At 46.3% G+C, this 26,509-nt stretch carries 24 protein-coding genes; 10 read left to right on the top strand and 14 right to left on the bottom strand.

The features are described 5' to 3' along the window. From M0413_RS13145 to M0413_RS13155, 3 genes are all read right to left on the bottom strand, one after another. On the bottom strand, positions 1–1,026 hold the full coding sequence (locus M0413_RS13145; protein WP_249554519.1) for a hypothetical protein: 1,026 nt from the start codon (positions 1,024–1,026) through the stop codon (positions 1–3). Positions 1,027–1,077: 51 nt separating this feature from the next. Continuing rightward, positions 1,078–1,986 (bottom strand): nuclease-related domain-containing protein, encoded by a 909-nt coding sequence (locus tag M0413_RS13150; protein WP_249554521.1) that lies wholly within the window; start codon positions 1,984–1,986, stop codon positions 1,078–1,080. Between the two features lie 357 nt (positions 1,987–2,343). Then, positions 2,344–2,589, bottom strand: a complete 246-nt coding sequence (locus M0413_RS13155; protein ID WP_037414354.1) for a DUF3297 family protein — start codon at positions 2,587–2,589, stop codon at positions 2,344–2,346. Positions 2,590–2,944: 355 nt separating this feature from the next. Here M0413_RS13155 and M0413_RS13160 point away from each other — a divergent pair, with 355 nt between their 5' ends. Then, on the top strand, positions 2,945–3,334 hold the full coding sequence (locus M0413_RS13160) for a ribosome recycling factor family protein (RefSeq protein ID WP_249554523.1): 390 nt from the start codon (positions 2,945–2,947) through the stop codon (positions 3,332–3,334). Between the two features lie 210 nt (positions 3,335–3,544). On the opposite strand, the gene M0413_RS13165 is transcribed toward M0413_RS13160, so the two are convergent. Continuing rightward, positions 3,545–5,209, bottom strand: coding sequence for a methyl-accepting chemotaxis protein (locus M0413_RS13165; RefSeq protein WP_241407354.1), 1,665 nt, complete (start codon positions 5,207–5,209; stop codon positions 3,545–3,547). 333 nt (positions 5,210–5,542) lie between these two features. Here M0413_RS13165 and M0413_RS13170 point away from each other — a divergent pair, with 333 nt between their 5' ends. Together M0413_RS13170 and M0413_RS13175 are read left to right on the top strand one after the other, a co-directional pair. Further along, entirely contained in the window at positions 5,543–5,785 is a 243-nt protein-coding gene (locus M0413_RS13170) for a hypothetical protein (RefSeq protein WP_047538762.1), read from the top strand. 217 nt (positions 5,786–6,002) lie between these two features. Then, on the top strand, positions 6,003–8,189 hold the full coding sequence (locus M0413_RS13175) for an OsmC domain/YcaO domain-containing protein (RefSeq protein WP_249554526.1): 2,187 nt from the start codon (positions 6,003–6,005) through the stop codon (positions 8,187–8,189). Positions 8,190–8,311: 122 nt separating this feature from the next. On the opposite strand, the gene M0413_RS13180 is transcribed toward M0413_RS13175, so the two are convergent. From M0413_RS13180 to M0413_RS13190, 3 genes are all read right to left on the bottom strand, one after another. Further along, positions 8,312–9,550, bottom strand: coding sequence for a trypsin-like serine peptidase (locus tag M0413_RS13180; RefSeq protein ID WP_249554527.1), 1,239 nt, complete (start codon positions 9,548–9,550; stop codon positions 8,312–8,314). Then, on the bottom strand, positions 9,534–9,950 hold the full coding sequence (locus tag M0413_RS13185; protein WP_047539835.1) for a hypothetical protein: 417 nt from the start codon (positions 9,948–9,950) through the stop codon (positions 9,534–9,536). The genes M0413_RS13180 and M0413_RS13185 overlap by 17 nt, the downstream gene beginning before the upstream one ends. Positions 9,951–10,251: 301 nt before the next feature. After that, the gene (locus M0413_RS13190; protein WP_249554546.1) at positions 10,252–11,160 is read right to left on the bottom strand and encodes a sensor domain-containing diguanylate cyclase; all 909 of its coding nucleotides are present in this window, start codon (positions 11,158–11,160) and stop codon (positions 10,252–10,254) included. A 277-nt stretch (positions 11,161–11,437) separates the two neighbouring features. Here M0413_RS13190 and M0413_RS13195 point away from each other — a divergent pair, with 277 nt between their 5' ends. Beyond that, positions 11,438–11,920 (top strand): cupin domain-containing protein, encoded by a 483-nt coding sequence (locus tag M0413_RS13195; protein WP_249554529.1) that lies wholly within the window; start codon positions 11,438–11,440, stop codon positions 11,918–11,920. A gap of 95 nt (positions 11,921–12,015) precedes the next feature. Here M0413_RS13195 and M0413_RS13200 read toward each other — a convergent pair whose 3' ends face one another. After that, complete coding sequence (locus M0413_RS13200; protein WP_172587256.1) at positions 12,016–12,930, bottom strand: alpha/beta hydrolase; 915 nt, start codon at positions 12,928–12,930, stop codon at positions 12,016–12,018. Positions 12,931–13,270: 340 nt separating this feature from the next. Between M0413_RS13200 and M0413_RS13205 the strand changes: the two genes are divergently transcribed. Further along, entirely contained in the window at positions 13,271–14,632 is a 1,362-nt protein-coding gene (locus M0413_RS13205; protein ID WP_047539826.1) for an MATE family efflux transporter, read from the top strand. A gap of 27 nt (positions 14,633–14,659) precedes the next feature. Here the strand turns inward: M0413_RS13205 and M0413_RS13210 are convergent, their stop codons facing one another. Together M0413_RS13210 and M0413_RS13215 are read right to left on the bottom strand one after the other, a co-directional pair. After that, entirely contained in the window at positions 14,660–15,265 is a 606-nt protein-coding gene (locus M0413_RS13210; protein ID WP_047539824.1) for a DUF4274 domain-containing protein, read from the bottom strand. 79 nt (positions 15,266–15,344) lie between these two features. Further along, on the bottom strand, positions 15,345–15,770 hold the full coding sequence (locus tag M0413_RS13215) for a CBS domain-containing protein (RefSeq protein WP_224021059.1): 426 nt from the start codon (positions 15,768–15,770) through the stop codon (positions 15,345–15,347). 268 nt (positions 15,771–16,038) lie between these two features. Between M0413_RS13215 and M0413_RS13220 the strand changes: the two genes are divergently transcribed. Further along, on the top strand, positions 16,039–17,805 hold the full coding sequence (locus M0413_RS13220; protein WP_249554531.1) for an alkaline phosphatase D family protein: 1,767 nt from the start codon (positions 16,039–16,041) through the stop codon (positions 17,803–17,805). A 333-nt stretch (positions 17,806–18,138) separates the two neighbouring features. Further along, positions 18,139–18,705 (top strand): phosphoribosyltransferase, encoded by a 567-nt coding sequence (locus M0413_RS13225; RefSeq protein WP_011624046.1) that lies wholly within the window; start codon positions 18,139–18,141, stop codon positions 18,703–18,705. Positions 18,706–18,790: 85 nt separating this feature from the next. On the opposite strand, the gene M0413_RS13230 is transcribed toward M0413_RS13225, so the two are convergent. Beyond that, positions 18,791–20,059 (bottom strand): glycerophosphodiester phosphodiesterase family protein, encoded by a 1,269-nt coding sequence (locus M0413_RS13230; RefSeq protein WP_249554532.1) that lies wholly within the window; start codon positions 20,057–20,059, stop codon positions 18,791–18,793. Positions 20,060–20,411: 352 nt separating this feature from the next. Here M0413_RS13230 and M0413_RS13235 point away from each other — a divergent pair, with 352 nt between their 5' ends. Further along, complete coding sequence (locus M0413_RS13235) at positions 20,412–20,717, top strand: DUF3622 domain-containing protein (protein ID WP_037414426.1); 306 nt, start codon at positions 20,412–20,414, stop codon at positions 20,715–20,717. A gap of 143 nt (positions 20,718–20,860) precedes the next feature. Here the strand turns inward: M0413_RS13235 and azu are convergent, their stop codons facing one another. The 3 genes from azu to rihA all read right to left on the bottom strand — a co-directional run bounded on the left by azu (position 20,861) and on the right by rihA (position 23,394). Beyond that, positions 20,861–21,337 carry an azurin gene (azu, locus tag M0413_RS13240; protein WP_055648145.1) on the bottom strand — a complete coding sequence of 159 codons (477 nt, stop codon included), beginning with the start codon at positions 21,335–21,337 and terminating at the stop codon, positions 20,861–20,863. A gap of 170 nt (positions 21,338–21,507) precedes the next feature. Further along, on the bottom strand, positions 21,508–22,419 hold the full coding sequence (gene rbsK, locus M0413_RS13245) for a ribokinase (protein ID WP_249554534.1): 912 nt from the start codon (positions 22,417–22,419) through the stop codon (positions 21,508–21,510). A gap of 18 nt (positions 22,420–22,437) precedes the next feature. Next, complete coding sequence (gene rihA, locus M0413_RS13250) at positions 22,438–23,394, bottom strand: pyrimidine-specific ribonucleoside hydrolase RihA (protein WP_249554535.1); 957 nt, start codon at positions 23,392–23,394, stop codon at positions 22,438–22,440. 204 nt (positions 23,395–23,598) lie between these two features. Between rihA and M0413_RS13255 the strand changes: the two genes are divergently transcribed. Further along, positions 23,599–24,930, top strand: coding sequence for a DUF3592 domain-containing protein (locus M0413_RS13255; RefSeq protein WP_249554537.1), 1,332 nt, complete (start codon positions 23,599–23,601; stop codon positions 24,928–24,930). A 3-nt stretch (positions 24,931–24,933) separates the two neighbouring features. Beyond that, positions 24,934–26,376 (top strand): RCC1 domain-containing protein, encoded by a 1,443-nt coding sequence (locus M0413_RS13260; protein ID WP_249554539.1) that lies wholly within the window; start codon positions 24,934–24,936, stop codon positions 26,374–26,376. The last annotated feature ends 133 nt before the right edge of the window (positions 26,377–26,509 follow it).

Consider the following 26,509-nt stretch of genomic DNA (forward strand, 5'->3'; position numbering starts at 1 on the left):
TCATTTAATCATGTCCATAATGTATTTTAATTTCCTTTTTATTTCTTTTAAATCTGTGATTCTTGGCGCTGTAATTATTCCGTCTTTTACAAGATTCATAAATGAATCATAGACAGATTTCACAAGCATAATTGGTGAATCAGTAATTTCATCAATATTTTTTGTAAGTTTAAAATCCTCCTCTGTTCCATTTAATTTATCATCTTTCATATCTGTTCCGTTTAAGTTTAGAACAATATTACCATCTTTTACTGCTTCCCTTGATAAGTTTGCTACATCCTCATGTGGAAGAGTTTTCTTGGTTCCGGAGGGGGTGAATTCAATTTTTGAATTAGGTTGGTTAAGTTGCCCCTTAACATTCCTCCATTGTTTAAAAAATGGATTCATGTCAGCCTCATCATTCGGGGTAATTAACTTCAATGTAAATTTTTTAATAAGTTTCATTCCTTTAATGAACTCAGTAATACTGGCGTCGGATGACAGTGGGACAAGGGTAATATCAGGCTCAGGATAACTTAGTTGTAAGTTTTTCTTTTTTGTAACTTTATAGTTGCCACCACGTTCTTTTCTAATTTCTTGTTCTGCTTTATATATACTGTCTATTAAATTGTTTCTTTCGATTTTAATAAAATACTCTAGAGTAGCTTTGAAGCTGTCTGCTGAAGGTGAATCAGTATGTTCTTTTATATGAAATAGTCGATGATCTCTAAGTGATAGTATAAATATTGATGATGGCGCATTTGGAACTAATAGTGGTTTTTCAACCAGCTCATCGCCTTCCATTACTTGCTCTCGCTCAAATATAGTGTCTTTGACATGTCTTCCAAAAATAAACGGTAACATTTCACCTTCAAATTCAAGATTGATAATAGTTACACCATAAAACATATACTTTGTTTCTGCGCGAGTTCGCGTATGCCCTTTAGTGAAAGCCGGGTGTACAAAATCGATATATTTATCTAATAATTTATGATTCCCAAAATGGCAAACTAAATTCCAAAACTCTAAATTATAACCTTTCTTCATTTTTAATCTCTAATTTTGACTAATTTATACTATGTTATTTTCTTGTTTCTATTACTTTCCCACTTCGCTTTTGCTTAGGCATCTTTGGGCGACTTGGTAGATGATGGAGTCGACTTGTTGCTGGGTAAGATCTTGGGTTTTCAGTTTCGGGATCGTTCCGACTAATTGTTTGTGGTTAAGGATCGGCAGCGGTGGTTTTGATTGGCTTGTGACATACCAGCCGGGGAATACTAGGGCTGGGGTGGCGGCGACGGGGGAGCCTGTGGCTTTGGTTAACCATTGGCTGACCCATTGGGCTTGGCGCTGCGCTTGTTCTATGGGTTTGGTTTCTGTCCACGAGGGGAAGTTTAAGCGCCCGTCTTTGTAAAATACTTCATAGCCTTTTTTGCCAGAGCCATTGCCATTGGTTTGGCGTAGGTCTTTATTGCGCTTATGGCGGCCTTTGGTTTCAATCGCGAATACGCCATTTTTGCCGATAACGAGGTGGTCGATATTAAAGCCGTCGGCTTGCACATCGTGAAACACTTGATAACCCAAGGCTTGTAGGCCAATCAGTTCATTGGCGGTGGCGATTTCGGCCGTATGCCCTAGGCGTAATTTGGTGAGTTTGGAAAAGTTTTTCCACGTTTTAAAGCTGCAATAAGTTAATCCCATTAAACCTGTTAGGGCGTTAACCCAAGGGAATTTCCCGATGGCAATGTGGGCTTGAATGCTGCTTACTGCAAAGGGGAAACACACTATCATCAGCCCCATCATCATGCTGCCGATTAAATCTAATTGCAGATCTTGGATTTGCTGTTGTAAGCCATAGGCGGGAATGCGGGTTAGTTGCTCGCGATCAACGGGCAGGGTGACGGTGGCATCACGGTATTTGCGTAACACATACATCACTCCAATTGTGACAAACATGCTGGAGAGGATGATCACTACCGATACAATATTATTCGAAAAATAAGCCATTTACGTCCTTGCAGCAAAAGCGATTAGCGTTAATTCCATTAGGTACAAGCATGTACGGATTTAACGGGGTGACAGAGGTGGCTTTAAGAGGGGGAGGCGGATAACTGAGTTGCTGCTTCATCCCTAAATAGCGTGCTCGATATGGGTGTTCGAGTGTGGCTCTGCATTTCCCTTCGTGGTCACACTTTAACCCGCGTTATGCGGTTTAATCAATGCGTTTTATCACAAATACTTATTTTAAATAACAACTTGTGAATATTTGGAGTGATGAATTGGTGGGTGTTTTGGGGTTATGCAGGGCAAATAAAAACGGCCAATCGAATTGGCCGTTTTTATTATCCATTAAGCCGCGGGTGCTTAACGGTAAAATGCTTCTACTGTGCCTTTGATGGTTAACAGTAGAGGTTGACCGCGACGGTCTAAAGATTTGCTTGGTACTTTAACCCAGCCTTCGCTGATGCAGTATTCTTCAACATCGAAACGTTCTTTACCGTTCACGCGGATACCCACATCGTATTGGAAGACTTCAGCCACATGGTGGCGGCTGCGTGGGTTAACCGAAAGACGATCCGGTAATGCGGGTTGTGCTGTTGTGTCAGTCATGGTCGTTATCTGTAGTGAACAAAAAGTGCGTTATTGTAGGCAATCCCGCCGCCTTGCTCAAGGACTGTTGTTGTCAGTCTGTGACGCCTGAGCCGCTATCTTGGGCGAGCGGCGCTTAGCGTGAGTTGTTGCATGAGGCTGTATCGTCTTTTGTTCGCACGCCCTGCAGGGTAAACTCTGGCGGCGTTGGCTATAGGTTTCGCGCTTAAGGCATCGAGCATAAGGCATCGCACATAAGGCGTTACGCTTAAGGCTTAGTGCTTAGCGCTTACAACTTAGCACTTATGACATATGACTTAGTGCCGCGCTCCGTTATTCACCCATATTCGACCCAAGGCCCGATAGTTAACTTGCCATGCATGATGATATTAGTATTCCCTTGCCATCACTTATCCATCGTATCGGCCGCGAGGCGGCAAAGCGGGCGCAGGCAATGGCGCTAAAGCACGGCTGCGAGCTTAAGCGGGTGCGCCGCTCCCGTAATTGGATCATCACTGGGCAGGCTATCGCGATTCAAAGCTGTTGTGTCGAGTTAAAAGCGCTGAGTTATACTGCCGAATTTGCCTTTATGATCAAAAAGATCGACAGCGGCTTATTACAACACGCCGATAAGCTTGAACCACTCGGCGCAAAATTGGTTCGCCTGATCAACCAAAACCCCGCCATCACCTTGGGCGAACTGATGCAGCAAACCCAATGCAGTATCAGCGAGGCGCGCCTTGCCCGCTTCGAGGCCGAACTCTAATACCGAGCTTTGGTGTCGAACTCTAATGCCGAGCTTTGATGCCGAATCCTGGGCTTAGGCGGGGTCATTAGCAGGCAGTACCCAAGAAAAAGGCCTCAATTGCTTGAGGCCTTAGGTGGTTAAAGATAGCTATTTATGCCGAATCGACTAACACTGAATCGATTAACACTGAATCGACTTACGCCGTTCGCTCATATGACGCTGTAGGCGTTAAATCTTAAATTGACCCACAAGTTTGCCCAGATTTGTCCCTTCCTGTGACACTGTTTGGCTCACGCTCGCAGCCTCTTCGCTGGAGTGCAGCAGCTCATTCACAATCTCTTGAATAGCAAACACATTACGGTTGATCTCTTCGGTCACAGAGCTTTGCTCGGTTGCCGCGGTGGCGATTTGGGTACTCATATCATTGATGGCGGTTACTGCCGAGGTCACAGAGCCAAGGCTGTCTGAGATAGCGCGGGACGAGTCTACCGAACGCACACAACTCTGCTGACTCTCTTCCATGGTTTTGACTGCCAGGGCCACAAGCTTGTGCAGTTCGGATAGCATCTCGTTGATTTCTAATGTGCTTGATTGAGTACGACTGGCTAGGCTACGCACCTCATCGGCGACCACGGCAAAGCCGCGTCCCTGTTCACCCGCGCGGGCGGCTTCAATCGCGGCGTTTAATGCCAACAGGTTGGTTTGCTCGGCAATGCCGCCAATAACCGAGAGTACGCTGTTGATTTTTTTGGATTGTTCACTCAAGGATTGAATATTGCTGGCGGCATTATTGATTTGCGCCATTAGCGCCGAAATCTCCTCTAGCGAGGCATCGACACAACGCTGGGCATTGGCCACATCGCCCGTGGCGGCATGGGTAGCCTCGGCCACTTGGGTGGTATTTTGCGCTACTTCACTCGCGGTTGCAGACATCTCAGTAATGGCGGTAACCACTTGATCCGTTTCATTGTTATGGCTGATAAGCTGGCTCGACATCACCTTGGTTTGGTCGTGAATCGCGTTGGCCGCGCTTTTGACTTTGGCGGTCGCGTTTGCCACATCACCAATGATGGTTTGCAGTTTATCGACAAACAGGTTGAAGGAGCGGCCTAATTGGGCGATTTCATCCTCACCCGTCACTGTAAGGCGTTTAGTTAAATCGCCTTCGCCTTTGGCGATATCGTTTAAGTTATCGGCCATATTCTTAATCGGCGTCACCATGCGATGAGCTGTCAAAAGGATTACTGCGGCAGTAATTGCCGCCAGTATCAGCGCAATTAATAACACCCCGAGGGATTTACTCATCATTTGTTCATAGGCGGTTGCACGGTAATCCTCAACCACGGCATCGATATCATCAACATAGACCCCAGTGCCGAGCATCCAATCAGTACCAGGGATCATCATGGAGTAGCCGAGTTTTTCGATTTGCTCGTTGGTATTTGGCTTTTGGAAATAAAACGAGAAGTTACCGTCACCGTTTTTCGCGGCATTGAGTAAACCGACAATGATTTTGGTGCCGCGGGGGTCGGTCATATCGATTTTATTTTGCCCTTCGAGATTGGGCATGACCGCATGGAACAGGTTTTTACCTTGGGAATCGTAAATAAAGAAGTAGCCCGAACTACCAAAGCGAATATCGCGTAGGGCTTGATTGACATTGCCCTGTTCTTTTAACGATAACTGATATTGCACTATGCCTGCGGCGATTTGGGTGGCTTCTTTGATTTGGGTTTTACGCTCGCCAATCAGCTTTTCTCTAAATGCGGTGACCTCATCGGCAAGAGATTCTTGTTCTACATGGTAGGAAACTGTCATCAGTATGACGAGGGTTAAGAGTAACGGGAACAGCGCTAACAGGAGCAATTTGTTACGTAAACTGAGATTAGACATGCTTAACAACTCCGAAATAAGCCTCTATATTTGCAGGGCAGTATAACTAATCCCCATTCTTCTTAAGTGCTTAAGTTAACAAAAATCTAATGTAACCGACAAAAAACCTTAATGATATTTGACTTAAGGATGAGGGCGGCTCGCAGTACTTCGTTGATCTTAATCAAAGCCTCAATAAGCCAATGCGCTCATTATATTAGTTATTCTCGATGAAATGCGACAGGGCGTTTGTTCGCTTAAGTGGGCAAGAGTCGCAGCTCAAGCTTAATCAAGGTGAGGTGGACAAGGCGAGATGGACACATACCAAATGCGCACACTAAAAGGGGCAGGACTGTGACCAACCAACGGCTGATCACCCTCTTAAAAATCTGTATTAGCATCGGGCTGTGCCTGATTGTGCTTGGCATTTATCTGCATAACTTTAATGTGACCGTCGAAGCCATGGGTGTTAAGGGGATTATTATCAGCGCCGTTTGCGTTGCCGTTGGCATGGCGTTATCCCTGCCGACCAAGATGTATCTGACTTTTTTACTGGTGAAACGCGAGGCGGATAAGCAAGGCGACGCTGAGCATTAACCCTTAGCCAAACCACAGTCAATGCCGCAATAAATCCCACAGTTCTATTTGCTGCTTACGGCATAAAAATCCCGCTGGTGTTTTTTTAACATAATTAACCCAAGACTAATGGTCGAAAAACACCGATAATTCCCCCCAGATGATAGCGCCCAAGGGCAATGCTGTGCGGTAACGGATACGATTACCGCGTTTGAGCATATTGAGTGGAAAAATTCTAATGGAAATCAAAGTTAATTTTCTCGACAACCTGAGACTCGAAGCCAAGTTCGACGATTTTACGGTAACGGCCGATCAGCCTATCCGTTATAAGGGCGATGGCTCGGCGCCGAGCCCCTTCGACTACTTCTTAGCTTCTTCGGCGCTGTGTGCGGCCTATTTTGTGAAGGTATATTGTAAATCCCGCGATATTCCGACGGACAATATCCGCCTATCGCAAAACAATATTGTCGATCCTGAAGATCGTTATAACCAGATTTTCCAGATCAATGTTGAATTGCCGGGCGATATTTCGGATAAAGATCGCGAAGGTATTTTGCGCTCTATCGACCGCTGCACAGTGAAAAAAGTAGTGCAGACTGGCCCAGAGTTTAGAATCGAAACCGTTGAAAACCTCGATGCCGACGCCAATGCCATGCTGATGGGTCAATCTGGCGACGACAGCAGCACCTATATTTTGGGTAAAGATTTACCGCTGGAGCAGACCATTGCCAATATGACGGGCATTTTGGCTGAGCTGGGGATGAAGATAGAGATCTCCTCATGGCGCAACATCGTGCCCAATGTGTGGTCACTGCATATCCGCGATGCCGCATCGCCCATGTGTTTTACCAATGGTAAAGGCGCAACCAAAGAGAGCGCGCTGTGCTCGGCCCTCGGCGAGTTTATCGAGCGTTTAAACAATAACTTTTTCTATAACGATCAATTCTTTGGGGTTGAAATCGCCAATAGCGAGTTTGTGCATTACCCGAATGAAAAATGGTTTGCCCTAGAGGAAGACGACGCCCTGCCAGCGGGCCTGTTAGACGACTACTGCCTCGAGATTTACAATCCCGACGAGGAGCTGTGTGGCTCGCATCTTATCGACACTAACTCGGGCAATCGTGAACGCGGTATTTGTGCGATTCCTTATACTCGCAAATCCGATGGCGAGACTGTGTACTTTCCATCAAACCTGATTGAAAACCTGTTCTTAAGCAATGGCATGAGCGCGGGCAACAACATCAAAGAAGCTGAAGTTCAGTGTCTGTCTGAGATCTTCGAGCGCGCGGTGAAACGCCAAATTATCGAGCAGGAAATCGTCCTGCCAGACGTGCCTATGTCGGTGTTAGAAAAATACCCAAGCATTCTCGCCGGCATTAAGGGCTTAGAAGAACAAGGCTTCCCAGTGGTGGTGAAAGACGCCTCCTTAGGCGGCCAGTTCCCTGTGATGTGCGTGACGCTGATGAACCCGAAAACTGGCGGCGTATTTGCCTCCTTCGGTGCCCACCCAAGCTTTGAAGTGGCATTGGAGCGCAGCCTGACCGAATTGCTCCAAGGTCGCAGCTTCGAAGGCTTAAACGATGTGCCAAAACCGACCTTTAACAGCATGGCGGTGAGCGAGCCTGAAAACTTTGTTGAGCACTTTATCGACTCAACAGGGGTTATCTCATGGCGCTTCTTTAGCAGTAAGCATGACTATGAGTTCTGCGAATGGGATTTCTCTGGCACTAACCAAGAGGAAGCGGACCGCTTATTTGGCATTTTAGAAGAGCTGGGTAAAGAGGTGTATGTTGCCGAATTTACCCAGTTAGGCGCATCGGCTTGCCGTATTTTAGTGCCTGATTACTCTGAAGTTTATCCAGTTGAAGACCTGATTTGGGATAACACCAACAAAGCGCTGGATTACCGTGAAGATATTCTGAATCTGCATTCCTTAAGCACTAAGCAATTGGTTAATCTTGTGAATCGCTTAGAAGAAAGTCAGCTCGATAACTACACCGATATTCGTACCTTGATTGGTATCGTCTTCGATGAAAACACCGTCTGGGGCAAGTTGACGATTATCGAGCTTAAAATCCTGATTTATTTGGCACTTGGCGCGCATGAAGAGGCGCTGGAATTAGTCGGTGAGTTCCTGCAATTTAACGACAATACCGTGAAGCGCAATCTGTTCTTCCAAGCCATGAGCGCCGTGCTGGAAGTGACGCTGGATGAAGACCTTGAACTCGAAGACTTTAGCCATAACTTTACCCGCATGTTTGGCGCGGAAGTGATGGAACAAGTGGTCGGCAGCGTTACTGGTAAAGTCCGTTTCAGCGGCTTGACTAAGACCAGCATGCAACTCGAAGGTATCGAGCCACACCTACGCTTAATTGAAAGCTATAAGAAACTGCACGCCGCCCGCAAGGCTAACGCGGTTAAGTAAGGCTCAACAGAGGCTTGCATCAAACTAACCTAAACAGTGTTGATGCAAGCCCCTAAATCGTAGTTCCTAGTTTGATGTTATAGGCCATCGTACAGTACTGTGTTTAATAAACGTAGCGTGTATTAAATACAGTATACTTTTAGAAAATAATCACCATAAAAAACACTTCCATTGCCAATATTTTTATATGGAATAATATTTTTTTTAAAGTAATATGATTTGTTATTAACATCTAGCAATATATCATTGCCAAAATTGTAAGGTTTTCCTTCTAGATCTCTAATATGACTGTACCATATTCTAGATTGTATGCTATTAAAAATTACGGATGTATTAACTGGTATTTTACTTTCAGAAACCATTCCCTGATTATTTTCTTCTGAATATACCATGGCAATAATTTCTTTTTTGCAAAGATTTTCAATATGCACATAAGTTCGAGGTGTTGTTTTAAATTTTACGGCGCTAAAATGTTTAATCAATTCAGTGCGATTCTTAATAATATTCTGAATATCCTGTATCATTTCAGTAGAAAAAAGAACCGCAGCACCTGATAGTCCATTATCAGATGAAGATGAAACTATCCCTAACACTCTATCTTTATCAGAATTCGGTGCCTTTATTAGTAATCCTGCACCACTAGAACCCGAGTAGATTTGGCAGTCAAACTTCCCTATTAATGACTTGTGCTCTGTTAAGTGACATTGTTGATACCATAATGTATTACCACTTTTATCTGCTGGATAACTTAGTAAACTAACATTAGGGTTTTTAGTGGTTAACACATCTTCTGCTGCAATAGGGGAAACATATCCGTACTGCTTCCCTAAGCCATATCCTGTTTGGCTGTTTGTGACTTTTAGTATAGCTAAATCACTCGTATTTGGTTTGCGATTGAGTGAGACTAAACCATTTTTGAATTGTAAAATATCTTTATAATCAGTGGTTAAGTATTTTTTGTGAACCCAGCCTTTTTCAATAAACACTCTTGAACGAATTTGCTTACCATCGCCAAGGTATTGTGGAATAAATTCTGCATTGAGCACACCCTCACCAGTCATATGGTCGATAATGCAGTGCGCCGCTGTCATAAGATAGTCATCAGCAATTAGAATACCCGTACATAGTGATTGAGTATCTTTGCTAAATCGATTCCTTGTAATGACCAGAGTACCTACGCTTTGAGCTGGTAATACTTGATTGATATCTTTAATCTGTATTCTGGAGCTTATCGTTGAGCTTTTAACAGAATGTTCCGTAGAGTCGGCATGGAAACTACAAAGGAGTAGAATGAATAATGCTATATTTAGTAATCTCATTTTCTTATTTTTATTTATTATGTTTTTAGGATAGCTTTCCAATATCAGCTTGATAAATTGCCCATTCTTCTACTTCGCTTAGCTTTGTTTTTGCTGCTATCATTGCTATTGCAAAATTAATTGGTGCTAATAGATAAAAAATTATTCCACTTCCTAAAATGTAACATCCTAAAATATGAGTTATTGCTCCGATTAGCCCTGTGGGGATACGATGCTCTGGTCTAAAGGTTCTTCCAACAAAGCGTGAAAACATGCCAATTACAGCTGGAGGCAAAATGCATAAAATCCAAATAGGTCCATTAACATTCATAAAAACAAATGATATATAAATTGCTAGCGCCGGAATGGTACCGACCAATGCGCCAAAAATAGCACCCATAGGTTTGCATTTTTTCATAACATTATTATATGCTGTTTTCATCTCTTCCTGAGAATATCTCATTATATTAGCCTTGTTTAAATTTTGAGTGTAAATATTTTTCTGTTGACTTGATTATGTATAAGCAATCATGTCGTCTAAGGTAAAATAGGGTTAATAATTGTAAATGAGTTTATTCACTCTATCAATTTATTAATCTTACAATAACTGGTTTTTTTGATATTTATCTTAAATGTTTTTGTATATTAGGCTTGTTTGAATTTGTTTTATTACAATGTGTTATGATTATAAGGTCATAAATTCTGGGGGTGATATATTGCAAGGTGAACTCATATCAAGCTCTATACTATCCTATTGTCGGAAATTAAGCCGTATTGGCTATTACGCGATTCTTACCATTCCGCTTGGCTTGATAGAGCGCGGCATCGGCGCGTTTTAAGGTGTCTTCGTAGGATTTATCGCTCGCCTCTATGGTGGCGACACCAATACTGACGGTGGCGAAGAGCCCTTTTACGGCGTGTTTTTGTAGTGCTTTGAAGCAGCAATCGCAGAGAAATTCTGCAAACACTATGGCTTGATCGTATTCAACGCCGGGCAGGGCGACGACAAACTCATCCCCACCAAAACGGTAGGCACTGTCGGTTTTGCGAAATTGCTGCTTGCAAGTGTCGGCCACTGCCATGATGACGTTATCACCCGCATGGTGACCAAGTTGATCGTTGATCAATTTTAGATTGTCCAGATCGAGCACTAAGATCGAGGCGGGAATGCGGTGCCGACTATAGCTATCGAACAGCAGGTTTAAGTCGCGCTCTAATCTGCGACGGTTAAATAGTCCTGTGAGTTGGTCTGTATCGCTTAATTGCCGTAGCTGGACTTCAAGCTGATGGCGTTTGGAGATATTGCTGGCGACCCACAGCACCACGGGTTCATTATCGACGAGAAAATCTAATGCCTGAATGCGCCCTTCAAACCAAATAGGTTCGGTGGGGCCTTGTTCGGGTAAGCCTTTGATATCTTTGTTACTTAGCTCATATTCTTCGATGAGCAATTTACGGCTTATTAAAGCTTGTTCAATAATGCTGAGGTAATAATTGGCTTTTTCTTCGTTTAATACGTCACTGATATATAGGCCGACTAATCCACTACCATCATGGTAATAACGATCATCTTTACCGCCAAACACCGCAATATAACGGCCACTTTGGGAAAGGATAAACGCTGGATCGGGTAGGGCGTCCAGCACTAAAGCGATTTGCTCAACATTGATCATCAAATCTACTCCCTGACACATTTTATGTGTTCATTATCCTTGCTACTGCAAATGTCAGTATTGGCAGTCATTTGGTTTTGAATTTAGCTTTTTTTTGTGGATATTCAAACCTTAAACTTGGGTTCAGCATTGTTAACAATATGATGAATAGTCGACTAGCTTTATCAGTTTAGGTGGTTTTTGTGGTCAAATCCTCGATCTGCAAACAATTAGGGTTAATCCCATTTAGGTGAGAGTGTAAACTTTGGCGCATTAACATTTAAAATGAGGAAATGCCATGCACACGGCAGATGATTTTATTCAGTATTTAGCGCTTGAGCAGCATGTAGAAGGCGGATATTACCGTTCGTCTTTTCGCTCCGATTCGGCCTTCGATTCGAGTCGTCAGCTGTGGAGCAGTATTTATTTCTTACTGCGAACGGGCGAAGTGTCGCATTTTCATCGACTCACGGCCGATGAGATGTGGTATTTCCATGCGGGGCAATCATTGACGATTTATATGATTTCCCCCGAAGGCGAGCTGACCACGGCGCAGTTAGGACTTGATTTAGCTGCGGGCGAAAGACCACAGTTTTTAGTGCCTAAGGGCTGCATTTTTGGCTCGGCGATGAATCAAGATGGATTCTCGCTGGTGGGCTGTATGGTATCACCCGGTTTTACCTTCGATGACTTTGAGTTGTTTAGCCAAGAAGCTTTGCTGGCGATGTATCCGCAGCATAAAGAAGTGATCTACAAGCTGAGTCGACCAGAGGCGAAATAGCGCCGTTAGATCATTGCGTTATCATGCAATAGGTTATTCGTTGACTGGATTCAATCGCCGCATGGCTTTTATCTAGACATGCGGCTTAGTGAGGATTAAGTGCGAATAATGTGGGTTACTTGCACCATGGCATCACGTGCCGATTGGCTGACGCCAGCGAGTTGGAAGAAGCCGTGGATCACCCCTAAATAGCGGCGGCAATGGGCATCGACGCCTGCCTCTAGTAGGTTACGGAATAGCTGCTCGCCCTCATCTAACAGGGGATCGAACTCGGCGGTAATAATGTGGGTTTCGGGTAAACCGGCTAAATCCTGGCTGCGCAGAGGGCTGGCTTCAACATCGGTTCTGGGATGCCAGTCGAGGTACATATCAAAGCCCGTGAGCAGTGTGTCGCGGGTGATAATGTACTTGTCGCCATTGTCGATATAACTCTGGCTCTTGGCGGTCGCATCCAACATCGGATAGATAAGCACTTGTTTTTTAGGCAACCATTGCCCTTTGGCTTTTAACCGCAGGCAAGTGACTAAGGCTAAATGGCCGCCGGCACTGTCGCCCATCAGAGTGATATTGGTGTTATCGCCGCCCCATTGCTGGCAATGTTGCTGTACGAGATTGGCAGCATTGAAGGCATCGTCATGGGCAGCGGGGTACACATGCTCAGGGGCGAGACGATAGCTGACCGCCACCACTAATGCGCCGGAATCATTGGCGATTTTACGCAGTTGCTGATTATGAGTAGCGATGCCGCCGCTGACAAAACAACCGCCGTGATAGTAAATGACCACGGGTAAATTGTTATCCGCCGAGGGCTTAAATAGGGTTAATTCTATGCCCTCAAGGGATAAGGTTTTGACCTCAAACACCGCTTCCGGCTCGCCCGCCAATACCGTGCTGGCGATGTAACCTTGGCGACGTTCCTCAAGGCTTTGCTCGCGCACCGAAGGGCAACCTGCGGCGATAAACTCGCTCACCAATTGTTTAATTCCGTCTTCTAAATAGCGTTGGCTCATGTGCAGTTTCCCTGAATATATTCGGTGAGCGTTGATCGCCCCTTGTGGTCGGCAAAGTGTATCGGCTCAATCTTGAAAAGGGTAGAGTGTCATGGGTGATTTGCAATTAACGCCATCTATTTCAGTTGATTAGCAGTTATTGATTAACGCTTATTGATTTGTCATTGCCGATGTTTCGTGACTCCTATGTATTGAGCTTCGCCCGATGAATACGGTTGCAGGGGCAGGTTTTAGGTTTGATGAAGGATTGAGCACAATCTAAAAATGTAAGAAAATTACCGCTCGCCAGCCTTGGCGTGTTATTGCTATTTCACTTGTCTTCCAGCGGTAAGGATTGGACGTGGCCACATCAGCTAAAACCCTGCAACAACGCATGGGCATTGTCGCCCTCACTTGGCCGATTTTTATCGAAACCTTGCTGCAATCCTTACTCGGGATCAGCGATATTTTTATGCTGAGCCATTATTCCGATAATGCGGTTGCGGCGGTCGGACTCACTACCCAATTGATGTTTTTTATGATGGTGATGTCCATGATGGTCAGCACGGGCGCCAGCATTCTGATCAGCCAAAATAATGGTGCGGGGCGAACCCAACAGGCGACTGATATTGGTGTCGCCAGCGTGGCCTTAAGTTTAGGTTTAGCAGTGGTGATGGGCGCTGCGATGTTTTTCAGTGCCCACGGCATTATCGGTTTATTTGCGCTAGAGCCTAAGGTTGCGGGCTATGGTTACGATTATCTGCTGATCTGCGGCAGTTTAAGTATCGGGCTGGTGATGAACATCGCCTTTGCTGCCATCTTACGTAGTTACGGTTTTACCCGCTCGGCTATGTTGGTCACATTGAGCACGGGATTGATGAACGTGCTCGGTAACTATATTGCCCTCTATTCTCCCTTTGGTTTGCCGGTTTATGGAGTGACAGGGGTGGCGATTTCGACTGTGACCAGCCAGATGATTGGTGCCTTGATTATGCTGGCGGTGATCCGCAGTAAGCGTATTCCACTGCCAATGCAACGACTTAAGTTATTGCCGCGCACCACCTATTGGAGCGTGATGCGCATAGGTTTGCTCAATGCCGGCGAAATGCTGTCCTACAATGTGGCGCAGATGACCATCATCTATTTTATCAGCCAGATGGGCACGCTCTCGCTGACCGCCTATACCTATGGCTTGAATATCAGCCGTTTTATTTACTGTTTTGCGGTGGCGCTAGGGCAGGCGGCGCAAATTCAAACCGGTTACTACGTCGGTAAACAATGGTTTGATGAGATAACGCTGCGGGTGCAAAAGTATTGCTTAGTAGGCTTTATCGTCTCCCTTGCCATAGTGTTAACCTTTTATTGGCAGCGTTTTACCATTGTGGGTTGGTTGAGTGAAAACCCAGAAGTGATTGAACTTACTGCACTTCTGCTATTGGGCTCTATCGCGCTGGAAACCGGCCGAGTCTTTAATCTGGTGATTATTTCGGCATTAAAAGGCGCGGGGGATGTGGCGTTTCCGGTGCGCGTGGGCCTGTTTAGCATGTGGGGCATTGGCGTACTGTTAGCTTGGTTCTTTGGGCTGCAGTTAGGTTATGGTGTGCTGGCCGCTTGGCTTGCCGTTGCGGCCGATGAATGGGTGCGAGGCTTGATTATGGTGCACCGTTGGCGCTCGGGTCGCTGGCAGCGTTTTACGCGTATTCCGCCAGCAACCTCAGCTTAAATCGTTCTGATAATAAAAGGTCAACCCTTATTGGTTGCCCCATTTGCCCGATTTCAGCAGTTCATTTTTAAATTGCAGATACCTTGGGTGCCCTGCATCGGTTTCGATTTCCATTGTGCTGTAAGGGGCAAAAATAGCCCCTGGAATTTGGTATCCTTGCGCCAACACATCTTCTAATGAGGGCATAAAACATTCTTTAATCGGGTCAAAATGGATTTTATAACTGGCATAGCCGCGCTTAACAAAACGCTCGGTGATATCTGTAAATAGCTGTCCAAATTGGGTATAGAGTGTCTCCGGCGTGGAGTAATAAAAGCCTTGTCCGTACCAGTAGAGCAATAAGGCGGTACCCGCATCACAGAGTGGATGTTCGATAATAGCCCTGACCATATCGGGATCATGGTCATCCCAATTCAGGTTGCCCGCGACAAAATGCAATTCCTCCATACTTTGTAAGTCACTGATACAGGTGATTTGTGTCGCCGCTTTGCCAAAGTAGGCGCTGTATTCATGTAAAGCGTCATAATCGGGATCGGCGAGCAATTGGGCGAGGCGGTCATGGTTGGCAATACAGCCTAATTCGGCGCATTCATAGGCGCGGATAAATTGTTCTTGGGTTAATAACTTGGCCACGGGCGTCCTTGGGAGTGTTGAAATAAGCACACTCGCCAGCTCTGCGAGAGCTGGCGAGGAATTGGGCGAGTATTAGAGGTTAAGCTTGCTGTTGCAGTAGGGTACGGCAGAGCTTGATAAAGTCAGACGAGGTGACTATTCCTAATACTTTCTTATTGTCATCCACTACGGGTAAACAGCCGAGTTTATTGCCGATAAAGTATTCGACTACCACGGTTAAAGGTTCATCAGGGGTGAGAGATTGGCAATCTTTATCCATCACAGTGGCGATGGGGGTGTAACGTTCCTTGCGATCCAATGCGCCTTGGCCGTATTTATTCAACATAGACAATACGCTGGCGATCATCTTTTTGTGGGTAAGAATACCGACTAAGGTGCCGTCGGTTTCAGAAATCACTGGTAAATGGCGCACGCCGCGGGTTTGCATTAAATGGTGGGCATCTTTAAGGCTCGCACCATCGCTGATGCAGATGACCTCTGTGCTCATAATATCGCTGACTTTCATCCTAAATTCCTTTTTTAACAATGCCCTGAATTTGGTCCTGATTAGGCCAAACGCTGAGCGATTTGCCTCTTATTCGATGTTAGCAGCTTCATTGCGCCTTATGCCAGTATTGTACAAATAAAGTACGCTATTCAGTATAAGGCTATGAATTAAAAGAAATCATAAAAGGCTGACAAAGATGTCACAAATGTGTAACAGTGATGTCTCACAATCGGGGCCTTATTAGACCTCATACCAGTGAACCTCATCTTAGAAAGGAATAATAATAATGAAACGAACCGTGACTCGTCGTGATTTTTTAGCCATGTCAGCCAAAGGTATTGGTGCCGCAGTGATTTCCTACGGCCTAATGGGGTGTAGTGACAGTAATGATGATAACTCTGTGCCCGCACAGTTTTTACATGGGGTTGCCAGTGGTGACCCAGCGCAGGATGCGGTGATCCTTTGGACCCGCGTGACGCCGGATTCTGCGGGGGATGTTAAAGTCAGCTGGCAAGTCGCCAGTGATGCAGCGTTCTCCCAATTAGTGACCACGGGGGAGATGGTCACTAATGCTAATCGTGATTACACCGTTAAAGTTGATGCCCGTGGTTTACGTGCGGGACAAACCTATTTCTACCGCTTTATGACGGCTGATAAAACCTCTGTCGTGGGCAAAACCCGCACTTTACCCGAGGGAGAGGTGAGTTCAGTCAAGTTAGCCGTGATGTCCTGCGCTAACTTTCCTGCGGGTTATTTTAACGTGTATGAACTGGCAGCGGCGCAGGATGACCTCGATGCCGTGGTGCATCTTGGGGATTATATTTACGAATATGCCCGTGGTGGTTATGCCAGCGAACATGCGGCAGAGCTTGGCCGTGAAGTGTTACCCGCCAATGAGCTACTAACACTTAGCGATTATCGTACCCGTTACGCCCAATACCATACCGATGCCAGCCTGCAAAAACTGCATGCTAAAGTGCCTTTTATTACGGTATGGGACGACCACGAAGTAGCAAACGATACTTGGCGTGATGGCGCTGAGAATCATAACGAAGGCGAAGGAACTTTTGCGGCACGCAAAGAAGCGGCGTTGCAAGCTTACTTCGAGTGGCTGCCGATTCGTCCATGGCGTGAGGGCAATCATGAGGAGATTTACCGTAGCTTTAGTTACGGTAATCTAGTCGACTTACATATGCTCGATACGCGTGTGTTAGCCCGCGATAAACAGCTCGACTATGCCGACTATATGGATGCCAGCACGGGCGCCTTCGATGGTGAGCGTTTCCGCGCCGATGTAACTTCGACCTCGCGTACCATGTTGGGTTTAACCCAGTTGCTCTGGTTACAGGGCACCTTATTGCAAGCCACGGGTACTTGGCAGGTGTTGGGTCAGCAGATCCTCATGGGCAAAATGTCTCTACCTGCCGCGATTGCCACCCAGCAAATGAGCATTCCACAATACGCCATGCTTGGTGCGCTGGCGAAGTTAGCGGCCCGCGCAGCGGCAAATGATCCAACATTAACGGCGGCAGAATTACAGTATTTACAGGCCAATCAAGCCCTGTTAACGCCAGAGGTGATCGCCCTACTACAACTGCCATCTATTCCTTATAATTTGGATGCATGGGATGGTTATGCCTATGAAAGAGAAGTGATTTTAGGCACGGCTAAATCGAAAAATCACAACCTAGTGGTGATCGCCGGTGACACCCATAACGCGTGGGCGAATGAGCTTAAAGACGTCAACGGTAATAGTGTTGGGGTGGAGTTTGCCACAAGCTCAGTATCATCCCCTGGATTGGAATACTATTTAAATCTGCCTGTGGAGCAGATCCCCGCGACCGAGGCGGCAATTGTCGAGTTGGTGCCGGATCTTAAATACACCAACCTCAAAGATCGCGGTTTTATGACCTTAACCTTCACTAAGGAAGCGGTGCGTAGCGACTGGCATTATGTCAGCACGATTCTGGCGAAGGAGTTTGAAGAGTCGACCAGCCGTAGCTACAGCACCATGACTAAGGTCGGTGAACATATTATCAACCCAGTGAGCTAACTTAAGCGCCAAACTTAAGCTCCATCCTTTGCGTTGAGCTTGTGCTCGTTACTTATTGGCCACCTTTGGGTGGCCTTTTTTTGCGCGTTTTTGTTAGTTCCGTCCTAAAAATGCAAAATAAACCGCAGTTAATCTACAACTTATTACTATTACTGCAGCACGGTGGTTTTTTTTGGTATAAAATTCGCTCCCAAAATTCGGCGGCTGCCTACACTTGCTAGGACTCTTATAAAGAGAATGCTGTTCTCGTGTTTTGGACGCCGAACAGACCTTACTAGGTAAAAAGCTACGCTTTGCCGCCTAAAATCAATAATTAAGATGGGGATCGGTGTCATGTCAGAAAAATATTTCGTTACCGCACAGCAACTGCTCGAAGATTCATTTCTATTAGCTTCACAGGTTTATGAGAGTGGATTTCGTCCGCAGTTTATCGTGGGTATTTGGCGTGGCGGTGCTCCAATCGGGATCGCGGTACAAGAGTTTTTCGACTTTAAGAAGGTTGAAACCGACCATATCGCCGTGCGTACCTCGTCTTACTACGGTATTGGTACCGACAAGCAAAGCAAAGAAATCAAAGTACATGGTCTGCATTACATTGTTGAAAATGCCAATGCCAGCGATAGCTTACTGATTGTGGACGATGTGTTTGACTCTGGCCGCAGTATCCATGCGCTGAAGGAAAAGTTAAGCCAACTGATGCGCTTAAATATGCCGCAGGATATTCGTATCGCTTGCCCTTATTACAAGCCAAAGAATACCGCTGTGCCTTTAAAGCCTGATTACTATATCCATGCCTCTGAAGACTGGTTAGTGTTCCCACATGAAGTGACGGGTTTAACGCCGGAAGAAATTGCCGAAGGTAAGGGCGATTTAAAAAATATTCAGCATCTTTTTAAATAAAAATGATGTGTTAATAAAAAGCGTTAGCAGTTTTTGCTAACGCTTTTTTGTTTCTCGGTTTTGAAATAGCGCCTATTGTTTTGGCCTATAAATCCATGCAGTTGGCATAGTAAGTCACAGTCGCTGGCCAGTCCGAAAACACGCCAATCACGCCCACATCTTTAGCTAACACATCGAGTAGTTCGTAGGTATCGCCCTCATTATCAATGGCATCGGTAATACTTTGATAATAAAAGCCGCCACCATTTTTTAATAAACCAGAACGCTCCAGCGACCATGTGATGATCTTAAGTCCCGAGGCTTTAGCTGCCTTAGCGTATTCCGAGGGAATGATTTTTTTATCCGCATCTAAGGCGACTAAAACCCAGAGTGGCGGCGCGATAATTTCGACGCCTTGGGTCTTTAAATCCGCCATTGAGGGTGACCAAGTCGCTGAATTTTGCGGATCGAAGGCGTTGTTATAATCGTACCTGTCATCGAGAAATACTGCCTGTTTAGCAAATTCCGGCGCGTTGGCGACCCAATATTTAATGTCATCCAAAATAAAGGATTGAGGAAAGACCTGTGAGGCATCGACACCTGCTGCGGTATATTCATCGAGCATCTTCTGGGCGTACTGCTGCTGAGTAAAACCATCGAAGGGCATAGCTACGCTCGCGGCTTTTAGCTCGGGTGTCATTTTTACACCGGCCTTTTTAAACATCTCAATGCTTTCGGCGTGGGTCATTAGGGTGCCATTGCCAGCATATAAATCCGTGCGCCACTTAGGCGTACCATTCATAAACTCCTCGACAGTGGTGGCCTTGGGATTCTCGCCCTCCATCTTACCCTTTAAGGTTTTAAACTCGGCAAGGGTGATATCACTGGTACAGCAGGTTGCTGTGGCGGCAATGCCATTGGCCGGATCGGCGGGCGTAAAAGGCACAGAGCATTTATTGGCAAGTTCGGGAATGGCCAAAATATTGGTCGTGCTGGCGAGATCGCACTGAGAGTGGCGGCAGACTAAGGCTTTATCGGCGGTAAAGGTCACATCACACTCGACGATACCCGCGCCGGAATCAATAGCCGCTTGGTAGGATTCTTTGGTGTGTTCAGGAAACTGCATCGCCGCGCCGCGATGACCAATGGAAAAATCACTGCGATAAAAATGATCAGTGGTGCATTGCTCTAAGCGGGTTTTAAGTGTGCTGTCTTGCATCTGGCGCACTAGAAACAGCGGCCGCTCACCCACTTGGGCCGCAACCATTTGAGTGGTGGGTGCTGTGGTCTCGTTATCTTTAGTATCACTGTTGCAGCCAGCAAGCAGAGCTGTTGTGGCAAATAGCATGTAGCGTGTTATTGGAGAGGTTTTCATCATCTTTCCTAGATTGAGTTTTTGTGAATGGATTCACCTCAAACTCTAAAATGGCTAGATGACTAAATATGTTAAGTTTTATGATCAAAACAAGAAAAGTTACCGTTTGCCCGCCGCTTTTACGCTAGCTTGATACTGAGCTTAGGACTAAGATTAGGACGAAAAATCATCTAGCATGTCGCGTTACTTTTGGGATTATTACGGCTATTTGAAAGTGCTAAGCATGAAAATTTTCTCGTAAGCGATCTTTCTGTGCCGAAATCAAGTAAACTGCGCTCCTTTTGTTTTATGATGGCGTTTGTATCGCTTGATAAGACAAACGTGGCAAGCATCATTTAGGAAATAGAGCAGAATGAGCAAGGGTAAAAAATACGATTTTCGCGTCACTCAAGCTGAAAATGGTTGGAAGACGGAAATCACTCGTCGTATGACGTCGACTAAGACGGTTGTGTCGAAAAGCCATGATGGTTTTGCGACTGAGGCCGAGGCACAAGCTTGGGGTCAAGCCGAGCTGCAAGTGTTTTTAGGCACACTGGTTGAGCGTAATAAGCGTCGCTCAGAGAAACAAGCTAAGGCTAAATTAGCGGCTGCATTAGCAGCGGAAGCGGCAACTGACGCCGATGATTTTGATGATGAAGACGAGTTCGGCGAAGAATAAATCGCAGAAGAAATCTCGGAACAAAAGTCTCGAAGGCAAGCTGGCTTGTGAGTCAATCTGCATTCAACAAAAAGCGGACCCAAGGTCCGCTTTTTGTTATGCCATCTTAAGGTATTCCCCTAAGTAGCTGTTAGGCAATGGGATTAGCCTTGAATTTTAAAGCTACCTTGCATAATCGCCCAGTGACCTGGGAAGCTGCAGAAGAATTGGTAAGCTTCAGTTGGGCTCATACCCGCAGTACTAAATTTTATCGAAGTAGATTCACCGCCACCCACTAACGCAGTGTGAGCAATAACACGGGTATCACCGGCTTTAACATAAGCTGCATCGGCACCAGCACTCATTCCATCGGTCGCAACGGCAGACATATCTGCGGCTTTAGTTAATACCCAGTTGTGGCCCATAGCGGCTTTGGGCAGGGTACCAGTGTGCGTTAGGGTCAGTGTGACTTCTTTACAGGTAGCAGGAACAGATAGCTCTTTAGTGTCAAATTGCATTGCGTCAGTTGCAGCAATCTTGAGTTCACATTCGTTAGCACTCGCTTGGCTGGCGACGAATAATCCTAGACCGAGTAGGCTTGCGCTAGTCATGTTACGGAAAGTGGTGCTTTTCGCTTTCATCTGGTACTTCCTTATTCTGAACAAGGTGGATCGAGCCGTTTGACTCGAGTATGCGCTGCTCAGCATAGGTTGAATTCATTAAATGGGAATGAATTCGGTATGTAAATTATGTATATACAACTTTTGATTGAAAGAGGTTGAGTGCGACAATTTGCCGCACTCATCAGGCATTAACGCGGCACTTCGTTGCGGTAGGGAATGGCGCGTTGTGCGCCTTCACGGGTAACCGTAATCGCCGATGCCGCATTGGCAAAGCCGACGGCGGCGGCAATCGACATACCTTCACTTAAGCCGACAACCAGTGCACCGTTGAAGGTATCACCGGCGGCGACTGTATCTATGGCTCGTACTTCAAGTGCCGGAATTAGCCCGGTAAAGCCAGCGCTACTGATAAATGCGCCTTTGCTGCCTAAGGTGATTACTACCGTCGCAATCCCTTGTTGATGTAGCCATTGGGCGGCGAGTTTGGCATCTTCCTCATGCTTGACCTCTATACCCGTTAAGGCTTCGGCCTCGGTTTCATTGGGAGTAATAATGTCGACCCATTTGAGGTAGTCCAGCTCCTTAGTGGCCGCTGGCGCAGGATTAAGCACAGTGGTGATACCAAGACGTTTGGCTATTTGCAGCGCATTACTCACCGTCTCAGTGGGTGTTTCGAGTTGGAGCAGTAGGTATTGCGCATTGGCAAACAGGGCGTAATGTTTTTCTAACTCGGCAGGGCTGAGGTGGGCATTAGCCCCAGCGGCAATCCCAATCGTGTTTTCGCCATTTTCAGCGATAAAAATCATCGCTGTACCTGTACTCATATTGGCAACTTGAGTGATGCCATCGGCTTGTATTCCGTCCTTGAGCCAACTATTGCGCATTTCATTACCGATACCGTCTTGGCCTACATGGCAAATAAAATCCACGCGAGAATCTGGTAGACACAGGCGAGCGCAAGCGACGGCCTGATTTGCGCCCTTGCCACCATGTTCTAGCCGATAACTTCGGCTTTTTAGGGTTTGTCCGGGAGCGGGCAAATACTCAAAATTCATGACATGATCGGCGTTGGCACTGCCGATAACAAGAATATGGCTCATGGAAGGTTCACCTTAGTGTCATCTGCGGTTGAGATACGTTGGAGTGTAGGCCGCTAAGCTGTCAACTAACAAGTCAACAAAGCCTTGTCTGTCGAGTCCAAACAGTACAGTGGCATTCGCAGGTTTAGCCGTAAGCTGATAGCGGTCGACTACCGTCATCCCCAGCGTTAATTCGCTCTGGGTTTCAATCTCTACTCGACAGTCTTGGCCATCAAACAGTTCAGGTTTGAGTAGCCAAGCAATAGTGCAGGGATCGTGCAGCGGCGCACCCACAAATCCCCATTTGGGATCCCTATGATAAATCATGAAGAAATCTAATAACTCGGCGACACATTTAGCCACAGGGTTGGGAATCGCACGAATACGTTCGATATCTTCATCCATGATCTGTGCTTGATGTGTCACGTCGAGGCCGCACATGGTAATGGGAATACCGGATTTAAACACGATATCGGCGGCTTCTGGGTCGACAAAAATATTAAACTCGGCGGCAGGCGTCCAATTGCCGACACCCGCTGCACCACCCATCAATACAATGCGTTCGATCTTGGCGTGTAACTCGGCGTGGCTTGCAAGTAATAGCGCGATATTGGTAAGTGGCCCTGTGGGAACCAGTGTCACGGGCTTATCACTTTGACGCAGCTGCTGCGCCATCAACTCAACTGCATTGATGCTTTGTGGCGTAAAGCTGGGTTCTGGTAATACTGGGCCGTCGAGTCCGGTTTCGCCGTGGACATTATCGGCAATGATTAACTCACGGCTTAAGGGTTTAACCGCACCGCCCGCGACCGGAATATCACTGCGATTTAATAAGGTTAAGATCCGCAGGACGTTATTAAGTGTTTTATCGGGGGTTTGGTTACCCGCGCTGGTGGTGACGGCGAGTGGAACGAGCTCTGGATGGGCGAGGGCTAAAATGAGCGCAATGGCGTCATCATGGCCAGGATCGCAATCCAGAATAATAGGACGAGTCATACTGTTACTCCTTTAAACAGCGCAATGGAGGCTTAGAATAGCACGCTAAAGCTTGAAGACAGTGAGTCTCATAGTGTCTTTACAATAAACTGTGAGCATTTTCTGATTTCTCTTCACAAGCTGCTACAATAGCGCCCGCTTTAGGCACAATAAAGATAGATATTCAATGCCTTAAATATCATGGAATGATAAGGACGTTCTGGCGTGTTGGTGAATCCTAGTCAATTAACCTCGAGTACCTCCACTCGTTTTTTGGGGTGGTTAGAAATACTCTTAATCTGTATCCCTCTGCTGCTTTTTAGTTTTGCCGCCTTGTTCCTCTGGGAAGGCGTGCAAAAGTGGTCGTTGGTCAATCAACTTGAAGAACGTGGTGCTGTCGCCACTGGTCGGGTGATTGACACTGAGTATCGGAGTGAACGAGGTTCGAACGGCTTGTCTCGCCAAAGATTGGTGTGTTTGGTGGAGTATCACACCGCCGAGGGCGAAGTGATTCGTCAGTGGGAGCTTGATGGTGTGGATTGCCATGCGACCTATCAATTAGTCTCGCCGCAGGGGGATACGCCGGGGGCATTAGTGCCGAACTATGCGCAAAGTGCTGTGAGCTACTTGCCTGATGCACCAACACGGGCGAGCGCCAATCTTGAATTAACCCGCGATCGCGCCAAACTGGACGTTGGCTTTGGCGTCGCAGGCTTATTATTTGGCTTGTTTGTCGGTTATTTCTGTTTGAACTTATTCAGAATTCGTTGGGCCGAGTGTCGTTATGTGCCAATGCTCAAGCGTTTAGGACTGCAGCAGGATTACGCTGGGATTATCAATCTGCTTGAAACCTACAGGTGCCACCCCGCCGCGAATATTCTGGTATGGGAAGCGGCCGAACATATCGGCCATTGCCGTGAGTTATACCCGCGTTTTGTTGCCTTATTTGCCCAAATGCAATCTGTGCCAAGTAAAAAACAGTTGGAACCGATAGATGAAACCATTGTGATGACTAGCTTTTATCGCTTGAGTTCCTTAGGGTTTCACTACTTGGTGCTCGCGATGTTAGCCCGTAGCAATCAAGCTTTATCGGTAAGAACCTTGGCAACCTTTGTACTGATAACTCGCACTTATCAGCTCCCTTTGGCACTGACATTATCCACAGAAAAGCTCATGGCATTGGAGGCATTTTGTTACGCCAAAGAGCTCAGTTTTGGTTTGGAGGATGAAAAACAATGCTGTGTCGACCTTGCTGCCCGCATCGAATATTTACTTTGGTTAGTTAGATGGGTACTCGATAATACCCATAGTGCGGTGGAGCAAACGGTTAGCCCTGTGCAAGCGCGGATCTTAGCGGCATTTAGCCAGACAATGGCGCTGCAAACACTCAGCCTCAACAGCGCGCAGGTGATTGATAAACATACACAAGCACTATTATCTCGGTTAGATACGAGTCATGGTTTTCAGTGCGCATTGAGGCCGATAATCGAGTCATTATCGGATAACGTAGCGCAACATATTCAACAACTCACGTTTTCAGCAACGACAAGGAAATAAGTTATGCAGTCTTATTCAATTCCTCGCCCTTTGGCATTGGTAGCAGCCTTAATCGCCCTACAATTAACGGCTTGTAGTCAGCCGAAACCCGTAACCGTGTTCGAAAATGATAAGGAAGCCTTATTGCAGTTTGATAACGGCAAACTGCTCCAATTTAAGGAAAATCCGAGTCCACAGTACCGCCATATTCCCTGTGATTTACCCGCTGTCGAGACTGTTGTGACCAATAGTTCGGCCTTTGCGGCGTTAACACAATCCGGTGAGGTGATCACTTGGGGTGATAGCTATGCTGGTGGCGATAGCCGCGAGGTGACTGAGCAGCTTAAGCAAGTTAAGCAAATCGTCTCGATTAAAGATGGGTTTGCCGCGTTACGTCAAGATGGCACTGTGGTGTTCTGGGGCAATGCGGGGAAATATCGCCTCGACAAAGCCCTACAAAACCGCATGACTAATATTACTAAATTATTCGCCAACCAAGAGGCCATTGCCGCGCTAGATGCCACAGGCAAGGTACACACTTGGGGTTATGGCCCTTACGGTGGCAATAGCTTGCATGTGCAGGATCAATTAGTTGATGTCATTGATATCTTTGCTAAGGGACGCAGTTTTGTCGCCCTCAAAAAACAGGGCAGTGCAGTGATTTGGGGGCAGGTTGAAGAGTCGACCAATATGAAAAAGTTGCTCCCTCAGCTTACGGATGTGGCGAAGATCGAATATTTTCAACACACCTATGCCGCCTTGAAAAAGGACGGCTCAGTAGTGAGTTGGGGCTGGCGCAGTGATACTTATCCTATCCGCAGTGCCTTAAAAGACGTGGCGAGTATGACGGCAAACAATTGCGCATTTGCGGTGTTAAGTCCTACGGGGGATGCGCATTTTTGGGGCGATGGGATTAACTGTGGCGTCGATTGGATTAAAAAAACCGACATTACAGGCGTGAAGGAGATTATCAGTATCGGCTCAGGCTTTTTATTACTGCGGGATAAGGCCGTGCCGCAAATTGTGGCCGACGACACTGACTACGCGTATATGTTTGGGTTTCACTATGCCCAAGAGATTCTTGATAAATATTGGCAGGAAGGCAGTGTTATTACTCAAGGACCATCCTCCTTTGTGTTTACGCGTCCCGATGGCAAAGTGGTGCCCGTTGGATATCGAGCCAACCGTGATAATGTGGAAAAGTTAATGGCACGTATTCCGCGTCTCACGTGGTTAGATGGCGCAAATGACGGTTATGTTGGCATTAGCGACAAGGGGGAGTTGGTCTCTTGGTCGATGAATTTGCCCATGTTCGACAAGTCGCCTGTGCAACCTGCTGACTCGTTAGTGATTAAGCCGCTGGATTTAAGCCCAGTTGCCCAATGCGAAACCCCTGAGCAGCGTCAGGCTATTTTAAGTAAAGACAGACCCCAACCTGCGGCAAAAAACTGGGATGGCGTTTTCTAACTCATCTGAGCTTTCTCGCCAATCTGAGATTAATGGACTTTCATCCGTATAGACGTCTATAATGCGCGCGCTTAGGTCTTTAATATTCTGAGCCTTGTTGGGCGTTAACAGGTTTGACGCCCTTTGAACCTAA

Source organism: Shewanella sp. 8A, from assembly GCF_023475945.1.
In the GTDB taxonomy this organism is placed as follows: Bacteria; Pseudomonadota; Gammaproteobacteria; order Enterobacterales; family Shewanellaceae; genus Shewanella; species Shewanella xiamenensis.

Coding starts and splice junctions, on each gene's coding strand:
- M0413_RS13145 (WP_249554519.1), bottom strand. CDS start 1,026: ATGAAGAAAGGTTATAATTTAGAGTTTTGGAATTTAGTTTGCCATTTT.
- M0413_RS13150 (WP_249554521.1), bottom strand. CDS start 1,986: ATGGCTTATTTTTCGAATAATATTGTATCGGTAGTGATCATCCTCTCC.
- M0413_RS13155 (WP_037414354.1), bottom strand. CDS start 2,589: ATGACTGACACAACAGCACAACCCGCATTACCGGATCGTCTTTCGGTT.
- M0413_RS13160 (WP_249554523.1), top strand. CDS start 2,945: ATGCATGATGATATTAGTATTCCCTTGCCATCACTTATCCATCGTATC.
- M0413_RS13165 (WP_241407354.1), bottom strand. CDS start 5,209: ATGTCTAATCTCAGTTTACGTAACAAATTGCTCCTGTTAGCGCTGTTC.
- M0413_RS13175 (WP_249554526.1), top strand. CDS start 6,003: ATGGAAATCAAAGTTAATTTTCTCGACAACCTGAGACTCGAAGCCAAG.
- M0413_RS13185 (WP_047539835.1), bottom strand. CDS start 9,950: ATGAGATATTCTCAGGAAGAGATGAAAACAGCATATAATAATGTTATG.
- M0413_RS13190 (WP_249554546.1), bottom strand. CDS start 11,160: ATGATCAATGTTGAGCAAATCGCTTTAGTGCTGGACGCCCTACCCGAT.
- M0413_RS13195 (WP_249554529.1), top strand. CDS start 11,438: ATGCACACGGCAGATGATTTTATTCAGTATTTAGCGCTTGAGCAGCAT.
- M0413_RS13200 (WP_172587256.1), bottom strand. CDS start 12,930: ATGAGCCAACGCTATTTAGAAGACGGAATTAAACAATTGGTGAGCGAG.
- M0413_RS13215 (WP_224021059.1), bottom strand. CDS start 15,770: ATGAAAGTCAGCGATATTATGAGCACAGAGGTCATCTGCATCAGCGAT.
- M0413_RS13220 (WP_249554531.1), top strand. CDS start 16,039: ATGAAACGAACCGTGACTCGTCGTGATTTTTTAGCCATGTCAGCCAAA.
- M0413_RS13225 (WP_011624046.1), top strand. CDS start 18,139: ATGTCAGAAAAATATTTCGTTACCGCACAGCAACTGCTCGAAGATTCA.
- M0413_RS13230 (WP_249554532.1), bottom strand. CDS start 20,059: ATGAAAACCTCTCCAATAACACGCTACATGCTATTTGCCACAACAGCT.
- M0413_RS13235 (WP_037414426.1), top strand. CDS start 20,412: ATGAGCAAGGGTAAAAAATACGATTTTCGCGTCACTCAAGCTGAAAAT.
- azu (WP_055648145.1), bottom strand. CDS start 21,337: ATGAAAGCGAAAAGCACCACTTTCCGTAACATGACTAGCGCAAGCCTA.
- rbsK (WP_249554534.1), bottom strand. CDS start 22,419: ATGAGCCATATTCTTGTTATCGGCAGTGCCAACGCCGATCATGTCATG.
- rihA (WP_249554535.1), bottom strand. CDS start 23,394: ATGACTCGTCCTATTATTCTGGATTGCGATCCTGGCCATGATGACGCC.
- M0413_RS13260 (WP_249554539.1), top strand. CDS start 24,934: ATGCAGTCTTATTCAATTCCTCGCCCTTTGGCATTGGTAGCAGCCTTA.